The sequence below is a fragment of the Nocardioides marmoraquaticus genome (assembly GCF_054777915.1).
Window position 1 is genome coordinate 18267 of the sequence record NZ_BAAHAA010000001.1, and the last position, 17174, is coordinate 35440.

21 protein-coding genes and 1 riboswitch are annotated in these 17174 nt (G+C 73.8%); of the genes, 12 read left to right on the forward strand and 9 right to left on the reverse strand.

Annotated features, from left to right (window positions below; all coding sequences use genetic code 11):
- The first annotated feature begins 66 nt into the window (after window positions 1–66).
- The 8 genes from ACYU8I_RS00110 (at window position 67) to ACYU8I_RS00145 (ending at window position 8889) form a co-directional block, all read left to right on the forward strand.
- Window positions 67–1641 (forward strand): glycosyltransferase family 2 protein, encoded by a 1575-nt coding sequence (locus ACYU8I_RS00110; RefSeq protein ID WP_460836225.1) that lies wholly within the window; start codon window positions 67–69, stop codon window positions 1639–1641.
- Window positions 1638–3590 carry an ArnT family glycosyltransferase gene (locus ACYU8I_RS00115; RefSeq protein ID WP_460836227.1) on the forward strand — a complete coding sequence of 651 codons (1953 nt, stop codon included), beginning with the start codon at window positions 1638–1640 and terminating at the stop codon, window positions 3588–3590. The genes ACYU8I_RS00110 and ACYU8I_RS00115 overlap by 4 nt, the downstream gene beginning before the upstream one ends.
- Window positions 3591–3621: 31 nt before the next feature.
- Window positions 3622–4515 (forward strand): DUF4397 domain-containing protein, encoded by an 894-nt coding sequence (locus tag ACYU8I_RS00120; protein WP_460836229.1) that lies wholly within the window; start codon window positions 3622–3624, stop codon window positions 4513–4515.
- Window positions 4512–5648: a glycosyl hydrolase family 8 gene (locus ACYU8I_RS00125; protein WP_460836231.1), complete on the forward strand. Its 1137-nt coding sequence runs from the start codon at window positions 4512–4514 to the stop codon at window positions 5646–5648. The genes ACYU8I_RS00120 and ACYU8I_RS00125 overlap by 4 nt, the downstream gene beginning before the upstream one ends.
- Complete coding sequence (locus ACYU8I_RS00130; protein WP_460836233.1) at window positions 5645–6274, forward strand: class F sortase; 630 nt, start codon at window positions 5645–5647, stop codon at window positions 6272–6274. The genes ACYU8I_RS00125 and ACYU8I_RS00130 overlap by 4 nt, the downstream gene beginning before the upstream one ends.
- On the forward strand, window positions 6271–6861 hold the full coding sequence (locus tag ACYU8I_RS00135; protein WP_460836234.1) for a GtrA family protein: 591 nt from the start codon (window positions 6271–6273) through the stop codon (window positions 6859–6861). Before ACYU8I_RS00130 ends, ACYU8I_RS00135 begins: the two co-directional genes overlap by 4 nt.
- The gene (locus ACYU8I_RS00140; protein ID WP_460836235.1) at window positions 6792–7178 is read left to right on the forward strand and encodes a DUF1330 domain-containing protein; all 387 of its coding nucleotides are present in this window, start codon (window positions 6792–6794) and stop codon (window positions 7176–7178) included. Before ACYU8I_RS00135 ends, ACYU8I_RS00140 begins: the two co-directional genes overlap by 70 nt.
- A 127-nt stretch (window positions 7179–7305) precedes the next feature.
- Window positions 7306–8889 (forward strand): alanine/glycine:cation symporter family protein, encoded by a 1584-nt coding sequence (locus tag ACYU8I_RS00145; protein ID WP_460836236.1) that lies wholly within the window; start codon window positions 7306–7308, stop codon window positions 8887–8889.
- Window positions 8890–8926: 37 nt separating this feature from the next.
- Here ACYU8I_RS00145 and ACYU8I_RS00150 read toward each other — a convergent pair whose 3' ends face one another.
- From ACYU8I_RS00150 to ACYU8I_RS00160, 3 genes are all read right to left on the reverse strand, one after another.
- On the reverse strand, window positions 8927–9412 hold the full coding sequence (locus tag ACYU8I_RS00150) for a YdeI/OmpD-associated family protein (protein WP_460836237.1): 486 nt from the start codon (window positions 9410–9412) through the stop codon (window positions 8927–8929).
- A gap of 108 nt (window positions 9413–9520) precedes the next feature.
- Window positions 9521–9817: a hypothetical protein gene (locus ACYU8I_RS00155; RefSeq protein ID WP_460836238.1), complete on the reverse strand. Its 297-nt coding sequence runs from the start codon at window positions 9815–9817 to the stop codon at window positions 9521–9523.
- Window positions 9817–10290, reverse strand: a complete 474-nt coding sequence (locus ACYU8I_RS00160) for a hypothetical protein (RefSeq protein WP_460836240.1) — start codon at window positions 10288–10290, stop codon at window positions 9817–9819. The genes ACYU8I_RS00155 and ACYU8I_RS00160 overlap by 1 nt, the downstream gene beginning before the upstream one ends.
- A 173-nt stretch (window positions 10291–10463) precedes the next feature.
- Between ACYU8I_RS00160 and ACYU8I_RS00165 the strand changes: the two genes are divergently transcribed.
- Window positions 10464–10829, forward strand: a complete 366-nt coding sequence (locus ACYU8I_RS00165) for a MarR family winged helix-turn-helix transcriptional regulator (protein ID WP_460836242.1) — start codon at window positions 10464–10466, stop codon at window positions 10827–10829.
- A gap of 22 nt (window positions 10830–10851) precedes the next feature.
- Here the strand turns inward: ACYU8I_RS00165 and ACYU8I_RS00170 are convergent, their stop codons facing one another.
- On the reverse strand, window positions 10852–12099 hold the full coding sequence (locus tag ACYU8I_RS00170; RefSeq protein ID WP_460836243.1) for an RNA polymerase sigma factor: 1248 nt from the start codon (window positions 12097–12099) through the stop codon (window positions 10852–10854).
- A 10-nt stretch (window positions 12100–12109) separates the two neighbouring features.
- Window positions 12110–12457 carry a YciI family protein gene (locus ACYU8I_RS00175; protein WP_460836244.1) on the reverse strand — a complete coding sequence of 116 codons (348 nt, stop codon included), beginning with the start codon at window positions 12455–12457 and terminating at the stop codon, window positions 12110–12112.
- Between the two features lie 265 nt (window positions 12458–12722).
- Between ACYU8I_RS00175 and ACYU8I_RS00180 the strand changes: the two genes are divergently transcribed.
- Genes ACYU8I_RS00180 through ACYU8I_RS00190 form a run of 3 tightly spaced genes read left to right on the forward strand, consistent with a single transcriptional unit; the run spans window position 12723 to window position 14299 of the window.
- The gene (locus ACYU8I_RS00180; protein ID WP_460836245.1) at window positions 12723–13079 is read left to right on the forward strand and encodes an esterase/lipase family protein; all 357 of its coding nucleotides are present in this window, start codon (window positions 12723–12725) and stop codon (window positions 13077–13079) included.
- Entirely contained in the window at window positions 13055–13465 is a 411-nt protein-coding gene (locus tag ACYU8I_RS00185) for an alpha/beta fold hydrolase (RefSeq protein WP_460836246.1), read from the forward strand. Before ACYU8I_RS00180 ends, ACYU8I_RS00185 begins: the two co-directional genes overlap by 25 nt.
- 24 nt (window positions 13466–13489) lie before the next feature.
- Window positions 13490–14299, forward strand: a complete 810-nt coding sequence (locus tag ACYU8I_RS00190; protein WP_460836248.1) for an oxidoreductase — start codon at window positions 13490–13492, stop codon at window positions 14297–14299.
- A 51-nt stretch (window positions 14300–14350) separates the two neighbouring features.
- On the opposite strand, the gene ACYU8I_RS00195 is transcribed toward ACYU8I_RS00190, so the two are convergent.
- The 4 genes from ACYU8I_RS00195 to ACYU8I_RS00210 are packed head-to-tail and all read right to left on the reverse strand — an operon-like array spanning window position 14351 to window position 17026.
- On the reverse strand, window positions 14351–15202 hold the full coding sequence (locus ACYU8I_RS00195; RefSeq protein ID WP_460836249.1) for an energy-coupling factor ABC transporter ATP-binding protein: 852 nt from the start codon (window positions 15200–15202) through the stop codon (window positions 14351–14353).
- Window positions 15199–15960 carry a cobalt ECF transporter T component CbiQ gene (cbiQ, locus tag ACYU8I_RS00200; protein ID WP_460836251.1) on the reverse strand — a complete coding sequence of 254 codons (762 nt, stop codon included), beginning with the start codon at window positions 15958–15960 and terminating at the stop codon, window positions 15199–15201. Before cbiQ ends, ACYU8I_RS00195 begins: the two co-directional genes overlap by 4 nt.
- 3 nt (window positions 15961–15963) lie before the next feature.
- The gene (locus tag ACYU8I_RS00205) at window positions 15964–16299 is read right to left on the reverse strand and encodes an energy-coupling factor ABC transporter substrate-binding protein (protein WP_460836254.1); all 336 of its coding nucleotides are present in this window, start codon (window positions 16297–16299) and stop codon (window positions 15964–15966) included.
- On the reverse strand, window positions 16292–17026 hold the full coding sequence (locus tag ACYU8I_RS00210; RefSeq protein WP_460836257.1) for an energy-coupling factor ABC transporter permease: 735 nt from the start codon (window positions 17024–17026) through the stop codon (window positions 16292–16294). The genes ACYU8I_RS00205 and ACYU8I_RS00210 overlap by 8 nt, the downstream gene beginning before the upstream one ends.
- 27 nt (window positions 17027–17053) lie before the next feature.
- Window positions 17054–17166: riboswitch (cobalamin riboswitch) on the reverse strand.
- Window positions 17167–17174: the final 8 nt, after the last annotated feature.

Genomic DNA, 17174 nt, shown 5'->3' on the forward strand with positions numbered 1-17174 from the left:
CGCTCGAGACCCCGGGCGCGCGTCCACGGCCCCCACCGGGGTTGCCGTCCACCTGGAGCCACCTCCGTGCACCTGCACCTGCACCGCGCTGTCGCGCGCCCTCTCCTCGCCCTGCCCGCCCTCCTCCTGACCGGCCTGCTCGTCGGTCTCGTGTCGGCGCCCGCCGCGGCCGCCCCGACTCACGCCCCGTCGTACGTCGCCGCCGCCTCGGCCTCCGTCGACCCCGGCTCGCCGGGCGACGACACCGGCGAGCAGCTGCTGCCCCCCGGGCAGCAGCCGGCGCCGGACCCGCAGGAGCGCGCGCTGCCCGACCAGCAGCCGACCGCGACGCCCGACCCGACCTCGTGGCTCGGCGTGCTCGGCACGGTGCTGCTCCTGCTGGTCTCGGGAGCACTCACCGTCGTCGCGCTGACGACGCTGTGGTGGATGCTGCACGCGTGGCGTGACACCTCGTCGCTCGCGGCCACCCGGTTCGCGACGACGCCGCTCCCGCCGCAGCGCTCCTTCACGCTGATGCTGCCTGCGCGGCACGAGGAGGCCGTGCTCGCCCACACCATCGACCGCCTGGTGGAGTCCGACCACCCCGACTTCGAGATCCTCGTGCTCATCGGTCACGACGACCCCGGCACGGAGGCCGTGGCCCGCGACGCCGAGCGGCGTCACCCCGGGATCGTCAAGGTGGTCATCGACCACAGCGTCCCGAAGAACAAGCCGCGCGCCATGAACACCGCGCTCCCGCACGCCACCAAGGACGTCGTCGGGGTCTTCGACGCCGAGGACGAGGTGCACCCGCGCCTGCTCAGCCTGGTCGACTCCCGGTTCACCGAGACCGGCGCCGACCTCGTGCAGGGCGGCGTGCAGCTGATGAACGTGCGCAGCTCGTGGTGGTCGCTGCGCAACTGCCTGGAGTACTACTTCTGGTTCCGCTCCCGGCTGCACTTCCACGCCGAGGCGCGCTTCATCCCCCTCGGCGGCAACACGGTCTTCGTGCGTACCGACCTGCTGCGCGAGGCCGGCGGCTGGGACGGCGACTGCCTGGCGGAGGACTGCGAGCTCGGCGTGCGGCTGTCCACGGCAGGCGCCCGGGTGGCGGTGGCCTACGACCCCGAGGTCGTCACCCGCGAGGAGACCCCCGGGTCGCTGACGAGCCTGTTCAAGCAGCGCACGCGCTGGAGCCAGGGGTTCCTGCAGGTGCTGCGCAAGGGCGCGTGGAAGCAGCTGCCGACCCGGCGGCAGCGCATGCTGGCCCGCTACACGCTGGCCATGCCGTTCCTCCAGGCCTTCACGGGGGTGATGATCCCGGTCGCCGTGCTCCTCGTGCTCTTCGCCGAGGTGCCCGTCGTGGTCGCCATGATCACCTTCCTGCCGGTCGTGCCGACGTTGGTCACGATCGTCGTCGAGGCGGCCGGACTCGGTGAGTTCGGCCGCAGCTACGGCGTGAGGATCCGGCTGCGCGACCACGTCAGGCTCGTGCTCGGGACCTTCCCCTACCAGGTCTTCCTGGCCGCGGCGGCCATCAGGGCGGCCTACCGCGAGGCCACCGGCGACTCGTCGTGGGAGAAGACGGAGCACACCGGCGCCCACGTCACGCCGACCGAGGCCGCACCGCACCCGACTCCCGAGCTGGAGGTGACCCGATGACCGCCACCCTGCCCGCCCCGATCACCCGGCACGACCCGCAGACCCCCGTCGTCCGTCCGACCCGGCGCCAGCGCCTCCGCGGGGCACTGGGCCGGCACCGTCGCAGCCTGCTGCACGTCGTGCCGCTGCTCGTCCTCACGGCGATCGTCAGCCGCGTCGGCATGTTCGGCTCGCCCCAGCGCATCGACGACGAGGGCACCTACACCGCGCAGGCGTACGCCGTCGAACGGTTCGGCGAGCTCGCCCACTACACCTACTGGTACGACCACCCGCCGCTCGGCTGGATCCAGATCGCCGGCTGGACCTGGCTCACCGACGCCTTCGACCGCTACGACGTGGCCGTGATGGCCGGCCGCGAGGCCATGGTCGTCCACCACGTGGTGGCTGCCGGCCTGCTGTGGCTGCTGGCCCGCCGGCTCGACCTCGGGCGGGCGGCCGCCACGGTCGCCGTGCTGGTCTTCGCGCTCTCGCCGCTGTCGGTGCAGTTCTCCCGCACGGTCTACCTCGACAACGTCGCACTGCCGTGGCTGCTGGCCGCCTTCGTGCTGGCCCTGAGCCGGCGCAAGCAGCTGCTCGCCTTCGCGGGGGCCGCCGCCTGCTTCGGCGTCGCCGTGCTGAGCAAGGAGACCTTCCTGCTGGCGCTGCCCTTCCTGGCCTGGGTCGTGTGGCGCAGCGCCGACCGCGAGACCCGCCGCTACACGCTGTCGGTGGCCGCCTCGCTGCTGACGCTGGTGCTGGCGTCGTACGCCCTCTTCGCGCTGGTGAAGGGCGAGGTCCTCCCCGGCGACGACCGGGTGTCGCTGTGGGAGGGCGTCACCTTCCAGCTCCTCACGCGCGCCGAGAGCGGCAGCGTGCTCGACACCACCACCCAGTCCGGCCAGGCCGTCGCGGTGTGGTTCACCCTCGACCCGGTGCTGCCGGTGCTCGCCGGGCTCGCCGCCCTCGGGACCCTCTTCTCGCGTCGGCTGCGCCCGTTCGCCGTCGCCTTCCTGGCGCTGTCGGCCGTCGTGCTCAAGCCGGGCTACCTGCCCGTGATGTACGTGATCGTGCTGATCCCGTTCGCCGCCCTGCTGGTGGCTGCGGTGCTCGACCTCGCACTGCGTCGCGGCGGTCGTGCGACCACCGCGCTCGGCGTCGCCGCCGCCCTCGTCGCCGGCGCGGTCGCCGTGCCGTTGTGGGCCGTGCAGCTGCGAGGGCTCTTCCTCGCCGACCTCGACCGCCCCATGCGCGAGGCGCAGTCGTGGGTCACCGACAACGTGCGGCCCAGCGAGCGGATCCTGGTCGACGACGCCGTCTGGGTCGACCTGGTGCGCGACGGGCTGCCCCGGCAGAACGTCGTCTGGTACTACAAGGCCGACACCGACTCCGACGTCGTCTCGCTGGCCCCCAACGGGTGGCAGGACTACGACTACGTGCTGGTGACCCAGGCACTGCGCCGCTCGGCCGGGTCGGCGCCGACCGTGGACCAGGCACTCGAGAACGCCACCCGCACCGCCGTGTTCGGCTCCGGCGAGAGCAGCGTCGAGGTCTTCCGGGTCGACCCGCGGGGGGCCGACGAGCTCGCCGCCGCGACCGACCGTGACCAGCGAGCACGCGCGGCCGCGGGCACCGAGCTGGTCGGCAACCCCGCGCTGGACCTCACCGACGACGTGGCGGACCTGCTGCGGACCGGCCAGGTCGACTCGCGCGTGCTGTCGCTGCTGGCGGCCGCGGCCGGTCAGCGGTCGCTGAGCGTCGTCGACCTCCCGGTCGTCTTCGGGGAGGACGGCCAGCTGCCGCGGCGCAGCGTGGTCCTCGACGACGTCGCCGACCCCGAGGTCCTCGCCGGCCGCATCGAGGCCCAGCGCGGCAGCTTCGCCGCCTCGTCGGTCACGGTCGAGGGCGACCAGGTCCGGGTGGAGTACCCGGTCGCGCTGCCCACCGACCTGCTGCCCGCCCCGCCCTCCTGACCACCGCTCCCGCAGACCCCTGGAGACCCTCGTGAAGATCCGCACTACGACCACCGTCACCACCACGGCCGTCGCCACCCTCGTGACCTCGTTGCTGCTGGCGCTCGCCGGCACCCTGACGAGCGCCGCGGGCGCCGCCACCGGGCCCGAGGACGACCCGACCGGGTGGCTGCGCGTCGGCCACCTGTCGCCCGACACCCCCAAGGCGGAGGTGCGACTGACGCCCTTCGCCGGTGGCCGACCGACGACGCTGACGGAGGCGTCCTTCGGCGACCTCTCCGACTACGAGCGGATCCCCGTCGGCACCTACACCGTCGCGCTGGTGCCGGCGGACGACGCCGACGCCCCGCCGATGCTGAGCCGCAGCGTCGAGGTCACCGAGGGCAGCGCCCGGACCGTCATCGCGACGGGCGAGGGCGACGACGTCCGGGCGACGGTGCTCGACGACGACCTCACCCCGCCCGCGGCCGGGCAGGCCAAGGTCCGGCTGGTCTCCGCGGCCAGCGGCGTCGACGCGGTCGACGCCACTGTCGTCGACGGACCGCGGCTGGCCGCAGGGCTCGGCACGGGCACGGCGACCGGGTACGCCGAGGTCGCCGCCCAGGACTGGGACGTGACCCTGAGCGCCGCCGGCGACCGCGCCGACGAGGGTGCCGCGAGCACCGTCGGCGTGCGGGCCGGCGGCGTCTACACGCTCGTCGCGCTCGACGCGCCCGGGGGCGGCCTCGAGCTGCGTGCGGTCATGGACAGCGCGGGCTCCACCGGCGGCTCCGGCGCCATGCCGACCGGCGGTGTCGACGCCGGAGCCGGTGGCCTGGCCGACCAGGGCGCCGGGCCGGCCGTCCCTGCGGCGCTCGGCGCGGGCGCGTTGCTGCTCGTCGCCGCCGCGGGCCTGGTCGCCGTACGCCGCCGGGCGGCTGCGTGAGGGCGCCGCGACCGGCCTTCCTGGTCGGCGCGGTGCTCGTCGCCTCCGTGCTGGTCGCCGGCACCCTCGCGGTGCTGGTCACCCGCGACCCGGGCCCGTCCCCGGCCGGGCAGCCGGGGTCGACGCCGCTGCCGAGCTCGACGACGGCGATCGACGCGACCGACTTCCTCGACGCCTACGTCGACGACGACGGCCGGGTCGTGCGCCGCGACCAGGGAGGTGACACCGTGAGCGAGGGCCAGGCCTACGCCATGCTCGTCGCGCTGGTCGCCCGCGACCAGGAGCGCTTCGACAGGGTCTGGCGCTGGACGCAGGACAACCTCCGACGCGACGACGGTCTCTTCTCGTGGCGCTGGCAGGACGGCCAGGTCGTCGACCCGTCGTCGGCGTCGGACGCCGAGGTCGACGTCGCACGCGCCCTGGTCGTCGCGGCCGACGTCTTCGGTGACGCCGCCTACCGCCAGCAGGGCATCGAGGTGGGCGACGCGCTGCTTGACCACGAGACGGTCGAGGTCCCCGACGGACGACTCCTCGTGGCCGGGCAGTGGGCGACCCAGGCGCCGTACCGCTTCAACCCCAGCTACGTCTCGCCGGCCACCACGACGCTGCTCGGCGAGGCGTCCGGCGACCCGCGCTGGGCGGAGCTCGAGCGGGGCTCGCGCGCCGCTGTGCAGGCCCTCGTCGCCGACGGCTCGCTGCCGCCGAACTGGGCCGAGGTCGACGAGGACGGCTCGGTGCGGGCGGTGCCGAGCCCCGACGGCACCGCCCCGCAGTACGGCTACGACGCCGCACGCACCCTGCTGCGCCACGCCGAGTCGTGCGTGCCGGCCGACCGGGCGATCGCGGCTGGTGCCGCCCGCACCATCGGGCGTGACGGCCGTGCCCCCGTCGCCGCGCACGACCTCGCCGGGTCACCGCAGACCGACGTGGCCAGTCCGTTGGCGACCGTCGCGCAGGCCGCGGGGCTCGCGGCCGCAGGTGACGGGACGGGGGCACGCGAGCTCGTCGTCCGCGGCGGGGAGCAGCAGCAGGAGGCCCCGACGTACTACGGCGACGCCTGGACCGTGCTCGGTCCGGCGCTGCTGGAGGACCCTGACCTCGGCGGGTGCCCGCTGCTGGGTGGCGACCGGTGAGGCGCCTGCCGGTGCTCCTGCTCGGCCTCGCGCTGCTGCTGGCGACCGCAGCCTGGGCCGTGGGCCGGTCGCAGGCCGCCCCCGTGGCCACCCCGGCCCCTGCTCCGCAGTCGCCCGCGGCGACCTCGGGCCCGACCTCCTCGCCGTCTCCCCTCGAGGTGCAGGGCGAGACGGCCGCGGGCGCTGCACCGGAGCGGGTGCGCGTGCCCCGGGCGGGCATCGACGTCGGCGTCGAGGACCTCCGCACCGACGCCCGCGGCCGGCTCGGGTCGCCGCGCGACTGGCAGCGCGCGGGCTGGTTCACGACCGGAGCCGCGCCGGGTGACGTCGGTCCGGCCGTCGTCGCCGGGCACGTCGACTCCCCCACCGGCCCCGCGGCCTTCACCGGCCTCGACGCCCTGCGTCCCGGCGACGAGGTGGTCGTCGACCGCGCCGACGGCAGCAGCGTCACCTTCGCGGTCGACCGCACCGAGGTCGTCGACAAGGGCGCCTTCCCCACCGCCGAGGTCTACGGCCCGACCCCCGACGCGCAGCTGCGGCTGATCACCTGTGACGGTCCCTACGTCAGCGGCGCGGGGGGCTACCAGGACAACCTGGTCGTCTTCGCCACGGTGGTCGGGCGATGAGCCCCCGGGACCGGTTCGACCGGCTCGACCCGACCAGGCTCCTCGGCTCCGGCGCGCGGCTCGTCTCGCGCTTCGGCACCATCGGCGCGCTCGCCTTCGTCGTCGACGTCGGGGTCTTCAACCTGCTGCGCCAGCTCGTCGAGCTCGGCCCGCTGACGTCGAAGACGGTCGCCGTGGTGCTGGCCACCTCCGTGGCCTTCGTGGGCAACCGCTCGTGGACCTTCGGCGATCGGGGAGCCGGCCGGCGGCTGCGGACGGCGTACGTGCTCTTCTTCGCCGCCAACGGCGTCGCCCTGCTGATCAGCCTCGCCTGCCTCGGGCTCTCCACCTACGTGCTCGGCCTCGACTCGGTGGTCGCCGAGAACGTCTCGAGCAACGTCGTCGGTCTGGGGCTGGGCACGCTCTTCCGCTTCTGGGCCTACGCACGCTGGGTCTTCCCACCCACGACCGACGAGCCCGCGAGCGCCGCCGAGGTGCGCCCTGGCCCTCCCCCGCGCGAGGCCGCTACGGTGCCGCCGTGGCAGTCGACCCGCGCGGACGTGACCTCAAGCGCCTCCTCGAGGACGACCCCGGTGGGCCCGTCGTGATGCTCAACCTGCTGCGCTACGCCGACGGCGGCCGCGAGGAGTACGAGAGGTACGCCGACGCCCTCGTCTCGACCTTCCTGCCGCGTCACGGCGGCGAGGTGCTCTACGTCGGCGACGGGTCGACCGCGCTGGTCGCGGAGGAGGGTCAGGCCTGGGACACCGTCCTGCTCGTCCGCTACCCCTCCCGGGAGGCATTCAGCCGGATGGTCGCCGACCCCGAGTACCAGCAGGTCACCCACCACCGCAGCGACGCGCTCGTCGAGGCCGTCCTGCAGGCCACCACGCCGCGGTCGTGGGAGGCCACCGGAGCGGGCTGAGCAAGACCCGAGCGGATGGTGTTCAGGAGACCTCGGCACCGATCCGCTCCCTCCCGCCAGGTAACGCTCGCCCAACGATCCGTCCGGATCGCGTGACATCCGTCGGGGCATCGGGTTGCCTCGACGGATGCCGACCGCGACCCTGCCCACGTCACTGCCGATCCCGGTCCCCCTCGCCGCCGAGCCGACCTCCCAGGACTGGGGGTGGCTGTCCGCGATCGAGGAGGCCATCAACAGCGCCTTCGAACCCGTCGCCGCCGCTGTCGCGGGGTTCATCTTCTACGCCCCCAGCATCGGCGGTGTCACGTTCCCGCTGATCGTGCTGTGGCTGGTGGTCGCGGCCACGGTGTTCACCATCTACTTCAAGGGCATCCAGCTCACCGGGTGGAAGACCTCGCTCGCCCTGGTGCGGGGCAAGTACTCCCGCGCCAGCGACCCCGGCGAGGTCACCCACTTCCAGGCCCTCAGCTCGGCCGTGTCCGGCACCGTCGGGCTCGGCAACATCGCCGGCGTCGGCGCCGCGGTCACCCTCGGCGGTCCGGGTGCGATCTTCTGGATGATCCTCGCCGGCCTGCTGGGCATGTGCACGAAGTTCGTCGAGTGCACGCTCGGCGTGAAGTACCGCACCGTCCACGAGGACGGCACGGTCACCGGCGGTCCGTTCACCTACCTGCCCGTGGCCTTCGAGCGCTTCGGTGGCGGGGTGTCCAAGGTGTTGACGGTGGTGTTCGCGATCGCGCTGTTCCTCTTCGGCGCCGTCGGCGGCAACATGTTCCAGGCCAACCAGACCTTCGCCCAGGCCCGCGAGGTCACCGGCGGCGACGGTGGGCTGCTCGACTCCGCCGGCGCCTCGCTGATCTTCGGCATCGTGCTGGCGCTGCTCGTCGCCGCCGTCATCATCGGCGGCATCAAGTCCATCGGCGCCGTCACCTCCCGGCTGGTGCCGATGATGGCGTTGATCTACGTCGTGGCCTGCCTGCTCGTGATCGCCGGCAACATCGCCAACGTCCCCGACGCCCTCGCCACGATCATCTCCGGCGCCTTCGCCCCCGAGGGCGTCGCAGGCGGCGCCGTCGGCGTCCTGATCGTCGGCTTCCAGCGCGCGGCCTTCAGCAACGAGGCAGGCGTGGGATCGGCGCCCATCGCGCACTCCGCGGTCAAGACCAAGCACCCCGTCAGCGAGGGCTTCGTCGCCCTGCTCGAGCCCTTCATCGACACCGTCGTCATCTGCACCATGACCGCCCTGACCATCGTCATCGCCGACACCGCCTACTACGGCGAGCAGCGCGAGATCGTGGCGTCGGGCGGCCCGACCCCCGACGGTGTCGTCGTCACCTCTCGGGCGTTCGAGACCTTCCTGCCGAGCTTCCCGGTCGTCCTGGCCATCGCGGTGGCGCTGTTCGCGTTCTCGACCCTCATCACCTGGGCCTACTACACGCAGAAGGCCTGGACGACGCTCTTCGGCCGCTCGCGCCGCAGCGAGGGCGTCTTCAAGATCGTCTTCTGCCTCTTCACCGTCGTCGGCTCGGTCATCACCTTCACCTCGGTCATCGACTTCGCCGACGCCATGCTCTTCCTCTGCGCCATCGTCAACCTGTTCGCCTGCTACCTGCTGCTGCCCAAGGTCAAGGAAGAGCTCAAGAGCTTCCGCGCCGGACTGCGCAGCGGCGAGATCGCCGAGGTGCCGGTCGACGAGCGCGCCAACACCTGACGATCCTGCTGCGCCCGGCTTCGGCAGCCGGACTCCCTCAGCCGGGCGGCAGCTCCGGGACCAAGGCCTCGATGCGGCGCCGGCGGGTGACGTCGGTGGCGGCGTTGTCGACCGGCTGGAGCAGGCGCCGACGCTCGGAGGGCCGCCGCTGCAGGAACGCCGCCCACATCCGGGCGTCCTCCAGCGCCGCGACGACGTCCTGCGGCACCGGGACGTGGTCGGGGTCCGCCGGTCGCAGTCGTGCTGTCACGCAGTCGCCGGGGGCGGCACCGATCCGACGCTGGAGGGCGGCACCGACGTAGACGAAGGGCCGTGCGACGACGTCGGCTCGGTTGACGCCCAGGTTGACGTCGGAGCCCTCCAGGGTCCCCTCGACGCGTCGGGTCCTCGCCCGCACCACGGCATCCTCGAGCAGCTCGTCGAGGTACAGGACGGCGTAGGTGTTGCGGCCCCATGCCAGCAGCTCGAGCGGGGCGTTCCACTCGACCCACCCCAGGTCGCCGGAGATCGGCCACGAGACCACCGGGCACCCCCTCTGCTGGACGGTACGACGGTACCGGCCGCTGCTCGCGCTGCGACAGCGTGCCGCTCGGTGACGACGGCGGCCGGGCAGGCGCTCCTGCAGTCCGGCCTAGCGGTGGGCGGCACCGTCCGCCGGGCGTGGGCTGCGACGGATCTGGGCCAGGGCGAGCAACCCGCCCACGACGGGTAGGACGGCCGCCCAGCGCGCGCGCTTCGGGATCGGCGCGAGCCACGCGCACGCGATCGTCACGAGGTAGGCGAGGCCGTGGACGGGGCCGACGAGGGACGCGACGCCGTCGACCTGCGCCGTCGCCCGGTTGCCGAGCAGGACCAGCACCGTCAGGGTCTCGACGACGGCAAGTCGGGGCAGCCACGTCAGCGCGGTGCGACCGGTCTCGGCGTCCATCAGACGCTCGTGGTGGAGCCGGGCCGGACGATCATCAGCGCGACGACGACGGCCCACAGCAGCGAGAAGGCGCCGGAAGCCATGCCGAGCCGGACCAGGGGTCTCGCGAGCGCTGGCCCCACGCCGTCCTCCCCGCGCACCCGCTCCAGGACCCTCCCCTGCTCGGGGAGGATCACGACGGCGAGCAGCGCCGCGGCGACGAGGGTGAGCAGCATGGCTGCGACGAGCCACGCGTCGGTCAGCACCCCGAGCCGCAGCGCGACACCGATGCCGAAGACCGGTACGGAGATCCCCAGCACGGCGTAGACGACGCTGATCCGCCGCAGCAGGACGAGCACCGGCAGCGCGCCGGTGAGGCCGTCGGGCGACGTCGTCAGCCGGGCGTAGCGGGGGAAGAGCGACACCGCGACCGTGACCGGCCCGACGAACACGATGCCGGCGATGACGTGGACGATCAGGAGGACCTTGGTCATGACGCCTCTTTCAGGTTGACTGCAAGTTGGACTGTAACAGGGACGTGGGGCAGGCTGTGCGCGTGCAGCCGACACCACGCCCCGACGACGCTCGGTCACCAGCGCCGGGTTCGTCGGGCCTGGCGGAGTCGCTCGGACTCCTGGTCATCGGTGCCGGCAGGCGAGCTCAGCGGATGCTCGATGCCGAGCTGACGCAGCTGGACCTGACGATGCGGCACCTCGGAGCGCTCGGACACCTGGCGCGAGACCCCGGGCTGTCCATCAGCGACCTCGCTCGCCGGTCGGGCGTCACCGCCCAGTCGATGCACGCCACGGTGCAGGGCCTGACCCTGCGTGGCGCGCTCGAGACGACCGACGTGGGACGCGGCCGCCCGGCGCGGCTGACGATCACCGGCGAGGGACGACGCGTGCTCGACGCTGCGCGGGACGCCATCGCGCGCGTCGACGCCGCACTCGCAGCCGAGCTGGGCCCCCACCTGAGCCAGGAGCTGCGATCAGCCCTCGCGGTGGTGTCGCCGAGCCCGTCGCGCGGGGGCTGAGCGAACCCCTCGGCGACAGCCGTCACCCGGACCTGTCGAGCAGCGAGCGCGTCGGCTCGCTCAGCGGGAGAGCTGCCGCGCTGCGGTCCGCCTCGACCCCCTCCGCATCACGGCCCAGCCGCCGCAGCTGGACCGCTCGCGCAGCGTGCCAGTAGGGATAGGCCCGGAGGCCGTGGATGTCGTCGAGGAGCGCCAGCGCCGCGGCGGGCCCCCGGAGCTCGCCGACCGCGACGGCGCGGTTGAGCGAGACGACGGGCGAGGGGTCGACGACGAGCAGCACGTCGTACCAGGACACGATGGCCGCCCAGTCGGTCTCCTCCCAGCGAGGCGCCAGGGCGTGACAGGCCGCGACACCGGCCTGCGCGACGAACCGGTGCGGCGGGTCGGGCGAGCGGCGCAGCGCCTCGCCGAGGACGGTGATGCCCTCGTGGATCGCCCGGGCGTCCCACCGACCCCGGTCCTGCTCCGGCAGCAGGACCGGGCGCCCGCGGTCGTCCAGCCTGGCCCGTCGCCGAGAGTGCTGGAGCAGGGCGAGCGAGAGCAGCCCGAGCGCCCCGGCGTCGTCGGGCTGGAGCCGCGCGAGCAGCCGCGCCAGCCGCAGCGCCTCCTCGAGCAGCTCGGGGCGGGTCAGGTCGGCCCCCGAGGTCGCGACGTACCCCTCGTTGAGCACCAGGTGCACCGTCGTCAGCACGCCCTCCCAGCGGTCGGGCAGCTCGTGGTCGGGCGGGACCGCGTACGGGATCGCTGCGGCGCGGATCTTCTGGCGCGCGCGGACCAGCCGCCGCGCGACCGCGTCGGGGGTGGAGAGCAGGGCGCGGGCGATCTCGGGCTCGGTGAGCCCACAGATCGTGCGCAGCGCGAGAGCGACGCGACTGGCAGGCGCGAGGCTGGGGTGGCAGCAGGTGAACAGCAGCCGCAGCAGGTCGTCCTCCAGCACGCTCGGCTCGACGTCGGCGGTCCAGCCCGGACGCAGCTCGGGGTCATCGGTCACCACGCGCTCCTCGCGGGCCAGGCGGCTGCTGCCCTGCCGCAGCAGGTCGATCGCCCGGCGTCGCGCGGTCAGGCGCAGCCACGCCACGGGGTTGGGTGGTACGCCGTCGCGCGGCCAGGTGAGCAGCGCGCGCTCGACGGCGTCTTGCACGGCGTCCTCGGCGAGCACCAGGTCGCCGACCTGGCGAGCGAGGGTCGCCAGGACGTCCCGGCCCGACTCCCGCAGGACCGCCTCGAGGGCGGCGCCAGGAGCCGGGCCGGGCGCGTCAGGTGCAGGCATCGCGGCCGGCTCAGCCCATCATGGGGATGACGGGCCGGACCTCGACCGCGCCGTCCCAGGCCGCGGGGATGGTCGCCGCGACCCGGACCGCGTGGTCCAGGTCGGTGCACTCGAGCAGGAAGAACCCGGTGAGCACCTCCTTGGTCTCGGCGTACGGCCCGTCGGCGACCACCACGTCGCCGCCCTTGCCCTGCACCCGGACCGTGGTGGCGGTGGCGGTCGGGAACAGCGCGGCCCCACCGCGCATGATCTCGGCGACCGAGGCCGAGAAGGCGCCGTACTCGCCCATCAGCTCCCCCTGCTCCGGCGCGGTCCAGTCGAGGTCGTTGGTGTAGATGATCGCGGCGTACATCGGCATGTCCGGCTCCTCCGGTGACGGGACGACCCGGTGTCGTCCTCACCATGATGACGAAGCCGAGGCCCGGCCACAGGACACCGGTGGTCGTGGGATCTAGACCAGGTCGGTGACGGTGGGGCGAGGCGGTCACTCCCGACAGCCAGCAAGTAGACGTTGACAACATCGCGATCATCCACCAATGTTGTCAACGTCAAGATCGGGGGTCCACCATCCAGGAGCACTCCACGCATGAGCGCGACCGCCCGCAGCCGGACGGACACGTGACGTGCCCACCCTGATCGTGCCCGGGGCCTTCACCCGCGCCTCCTCCTTCGACCGCCTGGCCGAGGCGCTCGACGGCGAGCTGATCGACATGCCGTGGCGCGACCGTCGACTCGCGCAGCTGGACCTCGGCGGCCTCGGAGCCGCCGACCGCGCCCTCGACCAGGCCGTCGAGCGCGTCACCGAGGCAGACCGCCAGTCACCTCTCGTCCTGGTGGGCCACTCGATGGGAGGGCTGCTCGCCCTGCGTGCGAGCCGGCGGCACCCGCTCGACGCCCTGGTCCTGCTGATGCCCGCACCCCCGAGGGCCTGGGCGCCGACGTCGCCAGGCTCCTCGTGCGCGATCCCCGGACCGCCTTGACCTTCGCGGCGTTGGCGGTCTCGACGCTCCCCGTGCGCTCCGGGTGGCTGCGCTCGGCGCCGCGCGGGTTGTACGCCGCCGACGTCACGCCGGAGGTCCTGCGCGCGGCCTCTCGACACCGTGCCGACGAGTCCCTCACCGTGCTCGCCCAGCTCGTCGTCGGGTCGCGGCGCCCGGTGCGCCCGACCGGGGCGCCCACGCTGGTCATCGGCGGCCGCGACGACGGGCTCGTGCCGTCGACCACGGTGAGGCGTCTCGCCGCGCGGCTCGGCGCCGACCACGAGGAGCTCCCCGTCGCCCACAACTTCTCCGAGGAGCCCTCCGGCGTCGTCGTCGACCACGCCGTGCGCCGCTGGCTCGACTCCCGCCCGACCCTCCAGCACTGATCCATCCCCGACCCAGGAGACCCCATGACCAAGCCCGTCGCGCTCGTCACCGGTGCCACCAGTGGCATCGGCGCCGCCACCTCCACGGCCCTCGTCGACGCCGGCTACGACGTCGTCGGCACCGGCCGCCGGACCTCCGGCCTGACGCCTCCGCGTGGGGTGCGCCTGGTCGACCTCGACGTCCTCGACGACGAGGCCGTGCGGTCCGTGGTCGATGGCGTCGTGGACAGCCGCGGCCACCTCGACCTGCTCGTCAACAACGCCGGGAGCGGCACCCTGGGGGCGGTCGAGGAGCTGACCGTGATAGAGGCGCAGCGGGTCTTCGACGTCAACGTGTGGGGGGTGGTCCGCACCACCAAGGCCGCGCTGCCCCACATGAGGGCTCAGGGCCGGGGCCGCATCGTCAACCTCTCGTCCGTGCTCGGCTTCCTGCCGGCGCCGTTCTCGGCGACGTACGCCGCTGCCAAGCAAGCCGTCGAGGGCTGGTCGGAGTCGCTCGACCACGAGGTGCGCGAGCACGGCGTCCGCGTGGTCCTGGTCGAGCCGGCCTACACCCTCACCGGCTTCGAGCAGAACCAGGCCCGCCCCGAGAACCCCCTCCCGGCGTACGCCGCGCGCCGTCGCGTGGCCGACGAGGTGATGGCCGGGAACCTCGCCCAGGGCGACCACCCCGCCGTGGTGGCGAGGGTCGTCGTCCGCGCCGCCCGAGCGAGCAACCCCCGGGTCCGCTACACCGCTGGACGTCTCGCCGGCCAGGTCGCTCTCGCCCGGAGGCTCGCGCCGGCGTCGGTCCTCGACGCCCGGATCCGCACGCTGAACCGTCTCCCGCGCTGAGCCGTCCCCCGACCAGCCGCCTCGCACGGGGTCCGTGCCGACAGCGTCGTCTCAGCCCCCGCCCGGATCGCTTCCCCGCGACCGCCTGACCACCTGCGCCACCTCGCCCGCCGTGCGGGCCCGGGGCTCGGTTCCTGGAGCGAGGTCGAGGTCTCGGAGCAGCGCCACCTGCCAGGGGGGCTCGAGCCGGGCCGCCCGCAGTGCTGGCGTGTCGGTCAGCATCACCGACGTCGGCTCCTGTCGTACGGCGCCTCGGTCGACCACGGCCACCACGTCGGCCCAGGACCACGCCAGGGCGACGTCGTGGGTCGCCACCACCACGGTCGTGCCGGTGCGTTCGAGCACGTCGAGGCTCGCGAGCAGCTCGGCGGTGCCTGCCGGGTCGAGCCCCGCGGTGGGCTCGTCGAGGAGCAGCACCTCGGGTCGCATGGCGACAGCGCCCGCGAGGGCGACCCGCTTCTGCTGGCCCAGCGAGAGCTGGTGCACCGGCCGCTCCGCGAGGTCGGTGATCGACAGCATCGCGAGCGTCTCGTCCACCCGCTCGCGGACCTCGTCGAGCGGGAGCCCGAGGTTGAGCGGCCCGAAGGCGACGTCCTGCCGCACGTCGGCCGAGAAGAGCTGGGCGGCAGGGTCCTGCAGGACCAGCTGCACCCGGCGCCGGTGCGCGTCGAGACCGCGTCGCGAGTGGGCCAGGGCGACGTCGCAGACGCTCACGGTGCCGGCTCGCGGACGCATCGAGCCCGAGAGCACCCGCAGCAGCGTCGTCTTCCCCGAGCCGTTGGCCCCGAGCAGGGCCAGCCGCTCGCCGCGGGCGACCTCGATGTGCGCCCCCACCAGCACGTCGGGCCCGTCGGCGTGACCCGCCGCGATCCCCTCCGCGCGCAGCACGGGCGGCTCGCTCACGAGAGGTGCACCGCCACCGACGCGCCGGCGAGACAGCCGAGCAGGACGAGGCTCAGCCCGACGAACGTCACCGACGCCTGCCGCTCGCGGGGAAGGTGCGGCAGGACACCGGTGTAGCCGCGACCGGCGAGGCCCTCCTCGAGCTGGGAGGCGGTCGTCCAGGCCCGCGCGAAGGTCGCGGCCGCGAGACTGCCCAGGCTGCGCAGCGCCGTACGCCTGTCGGCGTAGCCGAGGCGGGCTGCCTGCGCCTCACGCATCTCGGCCTGGGCGTCCAGCAGCGAGAAGACCATGCGGTAGACCAGGCCCCCGACCTCGACCAGGACCGCCGGCACCCCCGCCGCCCGCGACGCCTGGAGCAGGTCGCTCATGGGTGTCGTGGTCGCGAGCAGCATCACGGCTGCAGCGCACGCGAGCGAGCGCGCCCCGACCTCGGCCGCCAGCCGCAGCGACGCCGGCGAGACGCCGAGCGGCCCCCACGACCACGGGGCGGTGGCGTCGAAGGTGACCACGATGCCGACCAGGCCGACCGCCACGAAGACCGCCGGAGCGAGCAGTGCCCTCAGGTAGGTGCGGGCGCCCACCCCGGCCGGGCCGACGGCGACCCCCGCCGCGGCGACCAGCACCAGGACCGACACGAGAGGCCCGGCCGACGTGAGACCCACCGCGAGCAGCCCGAGCGACAGGACCGCCTTCTCGACCACCGGCCGGTGGCGCCACCGACTCGCCCAGGCGGCGTCGTCGAGCTGGAAGCGCGCCACCCGTCAGGAGGTCGGCGGCACGTCGGCCCTGGCCACGACATCGGCGCCAGAGGTCAGCCGCGCACGACGACGCTCGCGCAGGGAGCCGAGCGCGAACCCGAGCACCCCGGCACCGAGAGCCGCCTGGAGGGCGAAGAGCCCGGACTCGACCTCGCCGCCCGGCTGCGTCCACAACGGGGTGAACCACGGCTCGTAGTCCGGGTCCACCGCGGTGATCTCGTCGGTCGCCGCGGCGTCGGTCCCGGTGAAGTCGCCGCGCGAGCCGCCGATGGCCAGGGTCAGCGCGAAGATCGCGACGGCGGCTGCGACCAGCAGCACGTTGGTCCAGGTCCTACGCACGGTTGGCTCCGGTCTGCTCGTCGATAGCGTCGGTCGTCTCGTCGGTGGTCGCGGCGGCGCTTGAACGCTTGCGGTCGGTCCGCAGGCCGAGGCGGGCGAGCTCGGGTCCGGCCCAGGCCCGCAGGGCGTTCATCAGCACCACGCCGATGAGACCCTCGACGACGGCCAGCGGCACCTGGGTGACGGCGAAGAGGCCGAGGAACCGGCCCCACGCGCCGAGGAAGCCGACGGAGGGGTCCGGGAACGCCAGCGCGAGCTGGGTGGCGGTGGTGACGTAGGTCGCCAGGTCGGCGGTGAAGACCGCGGCGAACACGGCGAAGCTGAAGGGAGCGAAGCCGAGCAGCTTGTAGACGGCGTACGCCGCCCACGGCCCGACCACCGCCATCGACACGACGTTGGCGCCGAGGGTGGTGATGCCACCGTGAGCGAGCAGCAGGGCCTGGAAGATCAGCACGATCGTGCCCAGCACGGCCATCACGGGCGGTTTGAAGATCACCGCCCCCTCCCCGGTGCCCGTGGGGTGGCTCGAGCTGCCCGTGACCGACGGCAGCTTGATGGCCGACAGCACGAAGGTGTAGGCGCCGACCGCGCTCAGCAGCAGCTTGGCCTGCGGGTGGTCGCGCACCGTCTTCCTGATCTCGCGGGCACCGTGGACCACGAACGGGGCGGCGACGACCGTCCAGGCCGCTGCATGGACAGGCGGCAGAAATCCTTCAGCGATGTGCACAGCACCGCACCTTCCCGGGATGACGCGTCCCGATCTGCTCCAGCCCCGAGTTCCTGGCTCGCGGATGACCCGCTCACAGTGGCGCGACCGCCCCGGACTCTCACCGGGTTCCTCGGACGAAGGCTGGCTGCGAGCAAGGTACTCCCAC